The 13316-nt window shown below is 58.5% G+C and carries 12 protein-coding genes; 6 read left to right on the top strand and 6 right to left on the bottom strand.

Going from position 1 to position 13316, the window contains the following annotated elements; all coding sequences use genetic code 11:
- Positions 1 to 94 precede the first annotated feature (94 nt).
- Genes AC1Z24_RS23055 through AC1Z24_RS23045 form a run of 3 tightly spaced genes read left to right on the top strand, consistent with a single transcriptional unit; the run spans position 95 to position 3048 of the window.
- A complete protein-coding gene (locus AC1Z24_RS23055; protein WP_483742854.1) occupies positions 95 to 1387 on the top strand; it encodes a CitMHS family transporter in 1293 nt (430 codons plus the stop codon).
- Positions 1388 to 2743, top strand: coding sequence for an acyclic terpene utilization AtuA family protein (locus AC1Z24_RS23050; protein WP_483742853.1), 1356 nt, complete (start codon positions 1388 to 1390; stop codon positions 2741 to 2743). It begins immediately after the preceding gene.
- Positions 2740 to 3048 carry an AtuA-related protein gene (locus AC1Z24_RS23045; protein ID WP_259102242.1) on the top strand — a complete coding sequence of 103 codons (309 nt, stop codon included), beginning with the start codon at positions 2740 to 2742 and terminating at the stop codon, positions 3046 to 3048. Before AC1Z24_RS23050 ends, AC1Z24_RS23045 begins: the two co-directional genes overlap by 4 nt.
- A 118-nt stretch (positions 3049 to 3166) precedes the next feature.
- On the opposite strand, the gene AC1Z24_RS23040 is transcribed toward AC1Z24_RS23045, so the two are convergent.
- The 3 genes from AC1Z24_RS23040 to AC1Z24_RS23030 form a co-directional block, all read right to left on the bottom strand.
- Positions 3167 to 3871, bottom strand: a complete 705-nt coding sequence (locus AC1Z24_RS23040; protein ID WP_483742852.1) for a DUF3142 domain-containing protein — start codon at positions 3869 to 3871, stop codon at positions 3167 to 3169.
- A 5-nt stretch (positions 3872 to 3876) separates the two neighbouring features.
- Complete coding sequence (locus AC1Z24_RS23035) at positions 3877 to 6078, bottom strand: PA5441 family protein (protein ID WP_483742851.1); 2202 nt, start codon at positions 6076 to 6078, stop codon at positions 3877 to 3879.
- 257 nt (positions 6079 to 6335) lie between these two features.
- Complete coding sequence (locus AC1Z24_RS23030) at positions 6336 to 6818, bottom strand: cytochrome b (RefSeq protein ID WP_483746694.1); 483 nt, start codon at positions 6816 to 6818, stop codon at positions 6336 to 6338.
- 935 nt (positions 6819 to 7753) lie between these two features.
- Between AC1Z24_RS23030 and AC1Z24_RS23025 the strand changes: the two genes are divergently transcribed.
- The gene (locus AC1Z24_RS23025; RefSeq protein WP_483742850.1) at positions 7754 to 8518 is read left to right on the top strand and encodes a hypothetical protein; all 765 of its coding nucleotides are present in this window, start codon (positions 7754 to 7756) and stop codon (positions 8516 to 8518) included.
- A gap of 34 nt (positions 8519 to 8552) precedes the next feature.
- On the opposite strand, the gene AC1Z24_RS23020 is transcribed toward AC1Z24_RS23025, so the two are convergent.
- The gene (locus AC1Z24_RS23020) at positions 8553 to 9860 is read right to left on the bottom strand and encodes a methyl-accepting chemotaxis protein (RefSeq protein WP_483742849.1); all 1308 of its coding nucleotides are present in this window, start codon (positions 9858 to 9860) and stop codon (positions 8553 to 8555) included.
- A gap of 405 nt (positions 9861 to 10265) precedes the next feature.
- Between AC1Z24_RS23020 and AC1Z24_RS23015 the strand changes: the two genes are divergently transcribed.
- Positions 10266 to 11285 carry a Gfo/Idh/MocA family protein gene (locus AC1Z24_RS23015; protein WP_483742848.1) on the top strand — a complete coding sequence of 340 codons (1020 nt, stop codon included), beginning with the start codon at positions 10266 to 10268 and terminating at the stop codon, positions 11283 to 11285.
- A 367-nt stretch (positions 11286 to 11652) separates the two neighbouring features.
- A complete protein-coding gene (locus AC1Z24_RS23010; RefSeq protein ID WP_259102222.1) occupies positions 11653 to 12057 on the top strand; it encodes a TraR/DksA family transcriptional regulator in 405 nt (134 codons plus the stop codon).
- Positions 12058 to 12144: 87 nt separating this feature from the next.
- Here the strand turns inward: AC1Z24_RS23010 and AC1Z24_RS23005 are convergent, their stop codons facing one another.
- Both AC1Z24_RS23005 and AC1Z24_RS23000 read right to left on the bottom strand, forming a co-directional pair.
- A complete protein-coding gene (locus AC1Z24_RS23005) occupies positions 12145 to 12984 on the bottom strand; it encodes an ATP synthase subunit B family protein (protein ID WP_483742847.1) in 840 nt (279 codons plus the stop codon).
- Between the two features lie 75 nt (positions 12985 to 13059).
- A complete protein-coding gene (locus AC1Z24_RS23000) occupies positions 13060 to 13257 on the bottom strand; it encodes a bacteriocin immunity protein (RefSeq protein WP_483746693.1) in 198 nt (65 codons plus the stop codon).
- Positions 13258 to 13316: the final 59 nt, after the last annotated feature.

The raw sequence follows: 13316 nt of genomic DNA, 5'->3' as shown, positions 1-13316 counted from the left end.
TTTTTAGAATATGAGGCGGTGAACATTTCAATTTACAAAGCATACCCCGCTTTCAATACTCGCTGAAAACAACAATGAAAATCGGAACCCACCCATGCTCGCTACCCTTGGCGTCATCACGATTCTCTGTTTGCTCGCCGCTGTCATGAGCAAACGCCTGTCTCCCCTGGTTGCCCTGATCGCCTTGCCGATCATTGCCGCGTTACTCGGCGGCTTCGGCCTTCAGACCAGTGCCTTCATCATTACCGGTATCAAGAACGTCGCCCCGGTGGTCGGCATGTTTGTGTTCGCCATCCTGTTCTTCGGGGTGATGACCGACGCGGGCATGCTCGACCCCATCATCGACCGCATCCTGCGCACCGTCGGCACAAGGCCGACACGGATTGTCATGGGCACTGCGTTGCTGGCCTTGCTGGTGCATCTGGATGGCTCCGGCGCGGTGACCTTTTTGGTCACGGTGCCAGCCATGCTGCCGCTGTATATAAGGCTGGGCATGGACAAGCGCATCCTTGCCTGCGTCGCGGCCATGGCGGCGGGGGTCAACTTCCTGCCCTGGACCGGCCCGGTGCTGCGCTCCTCGGCCGCCTTGCATGTGCCGGTGGCGGAGCTGTTCCAGCCGCTGATCCCGGTGCAGATCGTCGGTCTGCTGTTCGTCTTTGCCTGTGCCTGGTGGCTGGGCCGTCGTGAAGAGCGGCGCCTGGGCCTGGGTGCCGATGCGGCGGTGGATGTGGTGCCGCAACGGGTGCTCAGTGCCGACGAAGAAGTGCTGCGTCGCCCGCGCCTGTTCGCAATTAACCTTATCCTCACGGTACTGGTGATGGCGGTGATGATTGCCGGCTGGGTCGACCCGGTGGTGATGTTCATGCTCGGCACAGTCGTCGCCCTGTGCATCAACTACCCCAATGTCGACGCCCAGCGCGCCCGCATCGATGCCCATGCGAAAACCGCCCTGACCATGGCCAGTATCTTGCTGGCCGCCGGGGTGTTCACCGGCATCATGCAAGGTACAGGCATGCTCAAGGCTATGGCCGAAGTGGCGGTGGCGCAGATTCCGGCCGGGCATGGTCATTTGATTCCGGCGCTAGTGGGTTTCCTGTCGATGCCGTTGAGCCTGTTGTTTGACCCGGACTCCTTCTATTTCGGTGTGATGCCGGTGATTGCTGAAGTCGGCAAAGCTCTGGGCGTTGAGCCGCTGCAAGTGGCCCAAGCCTCGCTGTTGGGCGTGCACACCACCGGTTTCCCGGTCAGCCCGCTAACCCCTGCGACTTTCCTGTTGGTGGGCCTGTGCAAGGTCGAGTTGGCCGATCACCAACGTTTCACCATCCCTTTCCTGTTTGCCGCGTCGGTCCTGATGACCCTGACGGCATTGCTCCTGGGAGTGTTCTGAATGAAAACCCTACGTATCGGTTCCGGCGCCGGATATTCGGGCGACCGCATCGAGCCGGCGGTTGAACTGGCCGAGCTTGGCGAGTTGGATTACCTGGTCTTCGAATGCCTGGCCGAACGCACTATCGCTCTGGCCCAGCAGGCGCGCCTGAGCGACCCTGAAGCCGGTTACGACCCGCTGCTCAGCGAGCGCATGCGTCGGGTGCTGCCCTTTGTCGGCGCTGGCCGCGGTCGGCGTCTGCGCCTGATCACCAACATGGGCGCGGCCAACCCTCTGGCGGCGGCGCGGGAGGTGCGGCGCATTGCCAGTGAGCTGGGTCTGCATGGCCTCAAAGTCGCAGCCATTACCGGCGATGACGTGCTCGATACCCTCAAGCGTGAGCCGCAACAATTACTGGATAACGGTGCAACCCTGGCCTCTCTGGGTGAACGGCTGATCTCCGCCAATGCCTATCTGGGCGCCGAAGGTATTGTCCAGGCATTGCGCGCCGATGCCGACGTGGTGATCACCGGCCGTGTGGCCGACCCGTCGCTGTTTCTCGCACCCCAGCTGTTTGAATTCGGTTGGGCCAGTGATGACTGGGCGCGTTTGGGGCGCGGCACCTTGATCGGCCATTTGCTCGAATGTGCCGGGCAGATCAGCGGCGGCTACTTTGCCGACCCCGGTTTCAAGGACGTGCCCGATCTGGCGCGCCTGGGCTTCCCCCTGGCCGAGGTCAACGAGCAGGGCGAGGCGACCATCAGCAAGGTGGCCGGCAGCGGCGGGCGTATCGATACCGCCACCTGCACCGAGCAGATGCTCTATGAAGTGCACGACCCGGCGGCGTACCTGACCCCGGATGTCTGCGCGGATTTCAGTGGAGTGTCGTTCGATGCAGTGGCGACCAATCAGGTAGCGGTCAGCGGCGCCGATGGTCGTGAGCGACCCCATAGCTTGAAGGTCTCGGTGGGTTACCTCGATGGCTGGATCGGTGAAGGGCAGATGTCCTACGGTGGGCCGGGAGCAGTCGCACGGGCGCAGTTGGCGCGGCAAGTGGTGCTTGAGCGTCTGCAACTGATGGGGGTGGTTTATGACGATCTGCGCGCCGAGTTGATCGGTGTCGACAGCCTGCACGGCGGCGAGCTGGGCGCCCGGACCAATGGCGAGCCGTGGGAGGTGCGCCTGCGCGTGGCTGCCCGTTGTGCCGACAAGGCCTGCGCGGTGCGCGTCGCCAACGAAGTCGAAACCCTCTACACCAATGGCCCCTACGGCGGCGGAGGCGCAAGCAAAAACCTGCGTCAGGTGGTGGCCGTGGCGTCGCTGTTCCTGCCGCGCACTGCTGTCACCGTGGCCGTGCATATGGAGACAGCCTCATGAAGCTGCGTGAACTGGCCCACTCCCGTACCGGGGACAAGGGCGACACCTCGAACATTTCCTTGATCGCCTACCGCGGCGAAGACTATGCACGCCTGGCTGAGTTTCTGACGGTGGAGCGGGTCAGCGCCTATTTCGCCGAACTGCTCGATCCGGCAGCGGCACCGATTCGTCGTTATGAGCTGCCGAACGTTCATGCGCTGAATTTTGTCTTGCCCGGCATCCTGCGCGGCGGCGTGACCCGTTCCCTGGCGCTGGACGCCCATGGCAAGGCGCTGGGAGCGGCGTTGCTGGATATGGACATCTGATGCTTGTGACTCTGTGGGACCGGCTTTAGCCGGGAAGGGGCCAGTACATCTGCCACATTTGCTTGTTCAGCAATGACGCCTTCCCGGCTAAAGCCGGTCCCACATTGTTTCTCTGTGATCACGGATTCTGCAAAAACACCACATACCCCCTGAACCACTCGCTGCCTTGCAAGTATCCCGGCACCTGCCATTCACCACCCTGGATCAGACCGATTTTGTAGGGCAGGCCCAGACGGTTGATGCGGGGCAGATAGGCGCCATAGTCGGGGATGCTGTGGCGGCCCTGGTAGGTCTGTACCACCACTTCGTCGACGATGCCTTTGAGCTGGCCGATGGCCGCTGGGTCAGCGTTGCTGCTCCAGTCCATCAGGCCCGTAATGCTCAGACGGTATTCGCCGGGCAGGCGCTGGCGCAGGTCGCGCAGGAATTCGACATATTCATTCAGATAGCGAGTGCGCGCGTCGAAGTCGATCTGGATGCCGACTACGTGATTGCCTGCCCGCTTCCAGCGTTCAACCTGTCCGAATAACTGTCGATAGACCGATTCCGGCCAGTGCAGGGTGTGGGCGCGGTAGACGATCCACAGGTCCGGCTGGGGCAGGGCCTTGACGCTCATGCCCTGGGCAATGAAGTTGACCCGCTGTTGCGGGTCGCGTTTGGCGATGCTGATCTGCCCTTGCAGCAGATACAGGGTCCTGGCCTGGGCCAGCACCGGTTGGCCGTTGACCCCACCCCACAGCCAGAAGGCGTCGTAGTTCCGGGCATCCACGGCGGCTGTTGCCGAGGTCGCGAGCAGCAACAGCAGCCAGGCCAGCAGGCGCATCCGGCTTACCAGTAGAACTGCAGGGATTTGCCCCAACTGGTGTCGGCGTAAGTGGTTTTCAGCTGTTTGAACCAGGCTTTACGCGTGGACGGTTCGACCTCCTTACCGCCACAGCTGTTATTGCCCGACGGCGCATAGCAGTTGATGGCGCGGAACAGCGCGTAGGCCTGGTCCTTGTGCTCGGCCTTAGTGTTGCCTATCACCTGCTTGTAGCCCTCCAGGCGCGAGAACACTTCCCCGGCATAGCCCGGCGCTGTGCCACCGAGGCGGTCGGGGTTACGGCGCTGGTCCAGGCTCATGCCGTCCAGGCCATTGCGCAGGATGAATTCACCCTGACACAGCAAGCCTTTGGGGTCCTTGGCGTCCTTTTGCAAACGCGCTGCGATTTCCGGCAGGCTCGGGCAGGCATAACCGGAGTCGGCCTTGTCGCCGTTCCACAGAAACAGGGTCAGGGACTGATTGGAGCTGCTATAGCTGTCGCCCAGAGCGTAACCGAGCTTTTCTTCCGGCGGCTTGGAGGGCAGGCGCTTTACATCTTCGGCGTAGGCGGCGTATTGGCTGCGCATCAGGTCCTTGTAGAGCAGCACGAACAGCGCGGTATTGCGTTCGGTTTCGCTGACGCCTTTGGTCACTTGCTGACGCAGCAGGTCTGCATCGGCGACCTGGCGCAACAGGGTGTAACGCACCTGCGTGGCCTTGATGGGCGAGCCCTCGGCAAACACCCTGGACAGCTGCTGATCCCGCTCGTAGTTCATGGCCAGGGCCAGTTCCAGCTGATCCTGTTGCAGCGGCTGGGTACTCAGCGGCATCAGTTGTAGCCACAGGGCGGCGGCGCCCTTGAAGTCCTGCTTGGCTTCCATGGCCAGACCACGCAGGGTCTGCTGGCTGAAGGCCAGGTAATTGAGCTTCTCCGGCAACTGGGTCGGCAGCAGTTTGAGGGCTGCGTCCGGGTCATTGCCGACATAGAACGCCTGGGCGGCCTGCAAGTAGCTGAACAGCTCTGGTTGCTCGGCGAAGGTGGCCTTTTGTGCCAGCAGTTGCTCGCGGGTCAGTTTGCTTTTCGATTGCTCGCGCATCCACATCAGGTCGTTGAGCGCGGCCACCAGATAGGATTTCACCGGCTGGGTATTGCCCGCGATCAGTTTGGCGTCGGCTTCCTGTACCAGGCTGTCGAGGTAGTCCTCGTCACGCTCGTTATCGCCGGTGGCGAAGAATTCGTTCTGGTAGTCCTCGGCGAGCTTGTCGGTGTCGGCGCCCAGCCAGTGCACGCGGCGCAGCAGGCCGGTGGCGGAGGTGGAGTAGTAACCGAACGGATCGCTGTCGACATAAGCCTTGAAGCCATCTTCGGCGCGCTTGAGTGCGGCCTTGTCGACCTTGCTGAGGTCCAGGTCGCCATATTCGGTAAGGGCGTTTTCCTGGGCGAGATTCAGCTCGGTGCGCGCCACCATATAGACGGCTGTTTCATGCAGCCAGGGCAGCGGAGTATCGGTGACGGCGGTGAAGCCTTGTTTGGCTTCATCGAAGCGGCCGCTATAGAAGTCGCCGGCGGCCTTGAGGTATTGCGCCAGCTCCTTGGCCGACGCCGAGTTCATGTTGGCTGGCATCAGGGCCTGCAATTGTTCCGGCTCCCAGGTACAGGCTTGCAGCATCTTCATCCGCACGCTGGCCAAAGCCTGGCGCTCGCTGTCCGAGAGGTTAATGCTCTCGACGACCTGATTCACAAAGCTCAGTGCGCTGTTATTGTTGTTGCTCTGACAGCGGCTGCCTTCCCCCTGGATCAGGTCGGCCGAACCATTGGCAATTTCTTCTCGCTGGATATGCAGTTTGGCCAATGCCTTGTCCAGCGTGCTGCTGACCGAGTCAACAACGGTGACGTCAGTGCTCTCACCTTCGCTCTGCGGCGCCGGGGCCTGGCTCAGGTACAGGCGCGACAGGGCAAACGGCACCTCGCCATAGCCTTCGGCAAGATCGTCCACGGTCAGCGGGTTGGGCGTGACCTGCATGGAACCGCCGTTGGCCAGCAGCAGGCGCAGATTGACCTGGCTATCGTTGCCGGGGCTGAGGAAGGCCAGGTTGCTGCATGCGTCGTAGTTTTTCTTGAGCATGGAAAAGCTCGGCGAGCATGAGTCATCGCTACTGGCATGGGCCTGGGCACATACGGTTGCACTAATGGCAAGAGTCAGGGAAGTCAGCAAGGGGGAGCGCATGGAAGGTCCTTTCCGATACAGCCTGGAGGGCGGGGGAGTCGCGGTCATTGGCGCTGGCGATGATACCTGCGGTACAGGTAGGGCTGTGGAGATGTAACCAAATATTTTTCAAAAATGAGAGCTGCTGAGCACATGCGTGCCTGGCGTTCGTTGGAGCGAGGCTTGCCCGCGAAAGTTATTCCTCAGGCTCGGAAATATGGCGGATTCACCGATCTCTTCGCGGGCAAGCCTCGCTCCAACGGCCTGATGGCGAAGCTCTAGAGCATGCGTTTGAGGGTGTCGTCCTTGCGCACCAGGTGATGCCACAACGCCGCGATCCCATGCAGGCCGATCACCCAGTAGAAAATGCTGGCAAGCAGCTTGTGCAGGTCTTCGAACTTTTCCGCCAGGCGATCCGATGTGGGGAAGGGCGAGGGGATTTGCAGGTCGGTCAAGGGAATCGGCAGTGCGCCGGTTTCGATGACCACTGCCGACAGGCCGAGGATCGGCTGGATTAATAGAAAGGCATACAGCGCATAGTGGGTCAGGGTGGCAGCCCGGCGCAGGGAGGTTTGCAGTGGCGGGCTAATGGGCGGCGGCGTATGTCGACGCCGCTCTGCTACACGAAAAAAAGCCATGCCCAACACAAACAGGCCGGTCCAGAAGTGGCTATGCACGACAAAGGCCCGCACGGGGGATGATTTGCCAAACTCGACGCGGCTGAGGATCAGGCCATAGGCCAGTACGACCAGCGCCGCCATGCTCCAATGGAACCAGCGGGCTTTGGCACTGTAGCGGTGCGCCGAAGATGTGCTCACAAATCGGATGTCCTGATCAGGTAACGAAAAGTGCCGGTTTTTCAGGCACGTAACGGGCGAAGCAATCCCCATGCCGTTTATTTGCTTCTGGCATGAGGCTGAAGTCTTCAATATATCGGCAGTATTTGTACAGATATTAGTTCGCATTATAAGAATTGTATAATCATGGCCGTTTGATATTTTTTAATTATGCGCCACTTGGGTGGTATTCATCTTTGACGTGGTCTTTCAGGTTGACATGTATAGTTATGGGTTGCATTGTTATATGCCTGACTAGTTGGCAGTGTGTCACTGTTAGAATAAAAATTCGCGCTCAATAATCCAGCTTGTCGTCTGGGCGTTACATTCAATCGAGTGGAACAGCCATCATGAGTTTTCTGAATCTTGTCCTTCGGGTACTTTCATTGCGCGTGGCCCTGTCTGCGCGCAGCCCGCCTCTATAAAGGCTGTGTTGAAAAAAAATAATGATAATGATTCTTATAATGGATGCTTGTCCGTCGTAGCATCGAGGAAGATTCGTGGACAAAAAGAAACTTCTTATCATTGGCACTGGAAAGTTGGGGCGGCAGATTCTACAAATACTGGCCCCGCGCAATGTATTTGTCTTCTATGTCGCCACCCGTGAACTGGAGAGCGCAAACCGTATATGCAATCTGATCCGCCAGGGCTGCCTGCATATAGGTGTTAATTGTGCGTTACACCCAATTGCCCTTGAGCTTGGCCTCCGTCAGATCGACGAGAGTGCTGCGGTAATCGCCCGTATCAGGCCTGACATTATTTTGAATTGCGCCTCTCTGCAGCCGTGGCACTGGTTGCGGGATCTGCCTGCGCCTCTGCAAGCGGCCCTTGGCGATGCGCAATCAGGACCATGGCTGCCCATGCACCTGGCCCCCGCCTATGACCTGATGCGCGCAGTGGTGAGTTCGGGTGTCAAAGCACTGACCGTCAATGCGGCATACCCCGATGTGGTCAATATGGTGCTGGATAAGGTGGGGCTGGCGCCGGATGTCGGGGTGGGGAATATCGCCAACCTGATACCGGCCATGCGCCTGTCGATTGCCCGGTTGGCGCTGTGTGACAGCCAGCAGGTGCAGGTCAAGCTGGCAGCCCAGCATTTCCTTAGCCTTCAACTGGCCCGGATGGGCGTGCCGGCACAGGCGCATTACCGTCTGGCTTATCGAATCGATGGCAAGGACTGCACGGGAGCGTTCGACGACGCGCTGATCTTTAATGGCGTCTGCACGCATTTTCGCAGTCTGGACGATCAATTCCTGACGGCGGCTTCTGCGGTGAGCGTGATAGAAAACCTGTTCTCCCTGAATGAGGCAGAGACTCATGCGCCGGGACCTCACGGCTTGCCGGGCGGTTATCCGGTGCGCATCGGCATGGGCCAGGTGTTGTTGTCATTGCCTTACGGGGTGTCGCGTAGCGATGCGATCAGCGTCAATCAACTGGGCCAGCGTCAGGACGGCATTCGTGAGGTGCATGCCGATGGTCGCGTGTCGTTCGAAAGCAAGCAGATGGCGATCATGGAAAGCCTGCTGGGCTATTCCGCGCAGTGTCTACACCTGACCGATGTGCATGGCTGGGCCGAAGAGCTGGGGCGCAAATATCAGGCACTGATCTACCAGAGCCGGGTCTGAAGCCCGCCGGTGCAGCGAGCTTCAGCCGTCTCGATCATTTTTGGGCAAAGATTCGCACCGCATCCACGGCATTGTTGGTGCCCTGGCTGATTTGCACGATCACGGAGCCTGCCTGGTCTGCCAGGCCAACACCTTTGGTCGCACTGTTGCGGGTGTTGTCCATGCTGTCGATGGCCTGCTGCGTCTCGCTCTGGATCTTGCCGATCATTTCCGAGATCTCGGCTGTCGAGCGACTGGTGCGTCCGGCCAATTGGCGTACTTCGTCTGCGACTACGGCAAAGCCTCGGCCCTGATCACCGGCGCGGGCAGCCTCGATAGCCGCGTTGAGGGCCAGCAGGTTGGTCTGTTCAGCGATACTGCGAATGGTATTGACGATGGCGGTGATCTGCTCGGAGCGCGAACCCAGTTGGGCGATGATGCGCGATGAGTCTTCGATGTTGGAAGAGATCTGGCGCATCTCGCTGGCGGCCTGTTGAATCACTTCGGTGCCTTGCTCGGTGACTTTCTGGGTCTCCACGGAAATATGGTAGGCCTGCGCCGCGCTGTGGCTGTCCTGCTCGTGTTTTTCGACCCGCGAGGTGATATCGGAAGCAAACTTGATGATTTTGCTTAACTTGCCATTGGCGTCATACACCGGGTTATAAGTCGCCTCGAGCCAGAGTGTCTGGCCGTTGCGAGCAGTGCGCTTGAATTGCCCACTAAAGAACTCGCCCTTATTCAGACGGCGCCAAAAGTCTGCGTATTCGGAGCTGTTGGATACTTCAGGCGGGCAGAGCTGACGGTGGTTCTTGCCGATCAACTCTGCTGCGCTATAACCGACTAACTGCAACAGATTCTTGTTGGCGGACAAAATGCGTCCTTCCAGGTCGAACTCAATGACGGCCATGGCGCGGTCAATGGCTTCCAGTTTGCTCCTGGCGTACTGCTCGGCTTCGATACGCGCGGTGACATCCAGGGCGTACTTGACCACCTTGAGCACCTTCCCGGATTCATCCTTGACCGGGTTGTAGGTTGCTTCGAGCCAGACGGTGTGGCCGTCTGCAGCGACCCGACGAAAGGTCTCGGAGACAAAATCACCAGCACGCAGGCGCGACCAGAACTGTTTATAAGCTGTGCTTTGGGCTTCTTCAGCAGAGCAGAACATGCGGTGTTCGCGGCCAATCACATCTTCACGGCGGTAGCGCATGGCGGCCAGGAAGTTATCGTTGGCACTGAGTACGACTCCGTTGAGATCGAACTCAATGGTGGCCATCGAGCGATTGATCGCGTGCAGCAAGCCGGCTTGCTGATCGATGGTCTGTTGGAGTACGGCCAACTCTTTCTTGGAAGATGTGAATAACATGATGGCGGCCCGATAAATAATGGGAATAAGAGGGTGTCCAGCTTAATGGCCGATCAACGGTCGACCTCAGGCTTCTCCTTATGCCATGTTGCCATCATAGGGTGCAGGCTAGAGTTTTGTACAACTAATTGTAGATAGTATTTTAGTTGTAACAGCGGTCCATTCCTTTGGGTGGGTTGGGAAGAATCATTCTCGGTAACATCCGGGAAACGCCCGATTTTACGCCCTTTGTGGCGGAAACTTGGCGTCAATATAGTCGGCGATCGAAGGGGTTGGGTCAACAGGGTTTGTAGTGGTTTTGTATAGGATCTGTATAGGAATTATTATGGCTTTTAGCTGTCGCCCTTAAAGGGCTGTATCTATGTATTCTTCCAGCCCGATTCAAGCAACGACAGGGAGTAAACCATGCGCATTGGATTAGTCGGGTACGGCAAGGGCGGACGGTTTTTTCATGCCCCTTTGATCGCCAGCCTGCCGGACGCGACCTTTGTCGGCGTAGTGACACGCTCCGTCGAGCGCCGCCGGGAACTGCTGGCGGATCACCCCGGGGCAGCGGCCTTTGACAGCCTCGCGGAACTTGCCGCAGCCGGTGTCGAGGCGGTGGCTATTTCCACTCCGCTGGCGACGCGGCGGGCTTTGATTCTCGAGGCGATCGAGCTTGGCCTGGCTGTAGTCAGTGATAAGCCTTTCAGTGCCGACGCTGCTCAGGCCCAGGAGCTGCTGGAGGCGGCTGAACGGCGCGGGGTGTTACTCAGCGTCTATCAGAACCGCCGCTGGGACTCGGATTTTCTTACCCTGCGCAAACTGTTGGCCGACAGCGTCCTGGGCGTTATCAGTCGCTTCGAGTCGAGCATAGAGCGTTATTCGCCGCGCTCCGTAGGCAAGCTGGCCGGAGGCGGGGTCCTGCTTGATCTGGGCAGCCATCTGGTGGATCAGGCCCTGCAATTGTTCGGTCCTGTCGCCAGGGTGTACGCCGAGTTGCAATACGCCAGCCCGCAACAAAGCGTCGATCACGGCTTCTTTATAGCCTTGACTCACCGCAATGGCGTTGTTTCGCATCTGTCGGGCAGTTGCCTGCAGAACACACCCAGGCCGCGCTTTCGCCTTAGCGGCAGTGAGGGCTGTTACAGCATTCATGGCCTGGACGGTCAGGAAGCTGCCGTATTGGCAGGTCTGACGCCAAAATCCGAGGGCGAAGGCTGGGGCGTCGAAGCCGAAGACTGCTGGGGATGGCTTGCGCAGGGCGAGCGGCGCGAACGGGTTCCCTCGCAGCGGGGTGAGTGGTTGTCCTTCTATATAGCATTCCAGCGGGCTTTGGCCGGGCAGAGCGGCAATCCGGTAACGGCTGCGCAAGTCCTGGCGAATGCGCAGGTGTTGGACGCGGCGCGCCTGAGTGCGCTGGAAGGGCGGGTGGTGGTTTTGTAGGCGCGATATGTTTGAATTCTGGCAAAGGCTTTACCTTTGTGGGCATGGATGCTTATATTCAAGGTTGTCATCAGAAGCCTGAGCAGTCTTCGGAGCAGACAAACATCCCAAAGGGGCCGATTTCGGCCCTTTTTGTGTTTTTATCACCTGGCTGGAACCGAACGCCATGGATGCCCTCAAAGCCCCGCGCTGCAAGGCTTTTGCGTCCAATCGCGTCAATTAGGTTGCCGATGACACAAGCCGGCCTTAGACTGCCGCCCCTCGTAAATTGAGTGCCAGGTGGCGCTTGGAGACTGTGGCGCTTTTACGGCAACGACGAGCCGCTCCCTAAATCGCCTTAATGCACGTTTTTTTTATAGAGAAATCAATGACAAAGGAAAAGTTGCTGGCCATGCCGGCCGATGACTACATGAATGCCGAACAGCACGCTTTCTTCGTCGAGCTGCTGCAGGGCATGAAGGTCGAAATCCACGAGCGCATCGAGCAGAGCCGCATTGCCATCGAGAGCCTGGATACACCTGCCGACCCGGCTGACGCTGCTTCCGTTGAAGAAGAGCGCCACTGGCTGGTCAATGTCATCGATCGTGATCAGCGCATGCTCCCACAGCTGGAAATGGCCTTGGCGCGTATCGCCGATGACAGTTTCGGCTGGTGCGACGACAGCGGCGAGCCTATCGGGCTCAAGCGCCTGCTGATCAGCCCGACCACCAAATATTGCATCGAGGCGCAAGAGCGTCACGAGCAGATCGACAAGCACCAGCGCCAGGCCTGATAGCCGCCGCTGATCCACTGCTTGTCTGTCCGACGCCGGGGGCCATCAATGGATGGCCCCCGGCGTTCTTGTGTCTGGGTGTTTTTGTCAAGGCTGTAAAGAGGCTTCGCCGAGGCGTTGCGTATCCACGCCGTTCTGTTTAAAGGCATACAGCATGGCACTGAATGCGTCGAGTCGTGGTCCGGTAGCTTGGCAGAAATCCGCTATGGCCGAGCGGATGTCACGCTCGGCTGCGGATAAGGCGCTATTCATGGCCCTGGGTCCTGTTACCGATACAACGAAGTTGCCTGAGGACTGTGCCACGAGCGTTTTGCTGTTTTCACTACGGGGCGCTTTTACCCGCTCTAGTAGCTGTTTGACCGCAAGCTCCACGATACGAGGGCGTATGACCGCTAAAGCGGCTATCTCAGCCTGCTCCCGGGCCAATTGGCGTGCAGCTTCGTCGGCTTGGCGTTGTGCCAATTGTCGGGCTGCTTCTTCAGCCTGACGCTGGGCCAATTGACGGGCGGCTTCCTCTGCCTGTTGCCGGGCTCGGTGGTGGGCTGCCTCTTCCGCTTGCGCTCGTGCCTGAATAGGCAGGAGGCTGTTTTTGAATTGGGTCAGGTAACGGATAGATTCTGCTGTCAATCTGGACTGCCATCCAGCCAATATTAAACTGGCTCTACCTCGGGGACCTAAGCTGGGGTCAAGCGAAGCCTTTAATTCTTCCATCTTTTGCTTGCTAAGGGGGCCGTTGCCGAACCTGTTGGAACGGTTGGGCTTATGTCGATAGTGAGCGTTCTTTTTCGCAATCCAGTAGTCTGCGGCAGCGATATGGCGAGTCGAAATTTGAATAAGTGTTAAACCGCTCCAGGAGCCGACGTACCCGGTGAGTTCGGACTGAATAAAGTTGGGGAGTTGTTGGAAGTGGTGATTGAATTCTTGCATGAGTTATTAATCCTGACTGGAAATAAAGATATTTTAGGGTTGGGGGCGCTATGAATCCGCCCCCAAAGTCTCTAGTTAACTGTCTTTGAATCCCGGCCTACCGTTTTCGGCGCGCCATTGTTTTACTTTTGCAACGATGCCTTCAGGGGTGTCGTCTTTCATACCTTTGGGGAAGTAAATTAAGTCGGAACCATACGGGTGCTCGCTTAGATCTCTGAATAGCTGAACGGCCTTCGTTTGTTGATATTCTGTCGGATAGTCAGAGTTGCATATTTTTTACAAAATATAAAAACTCTTGTTCTGTGATTTCCTGTATTGATTGTTTTTTTCAT

This window comes from Pseudomonas sp. JL23, assembly GCF_056933585.1.
The sequence above is the reverse complement of the archived record's forward strand: the minus strand, read 5'-3'. Positions and strand labels throughout refer to the sequence as shown.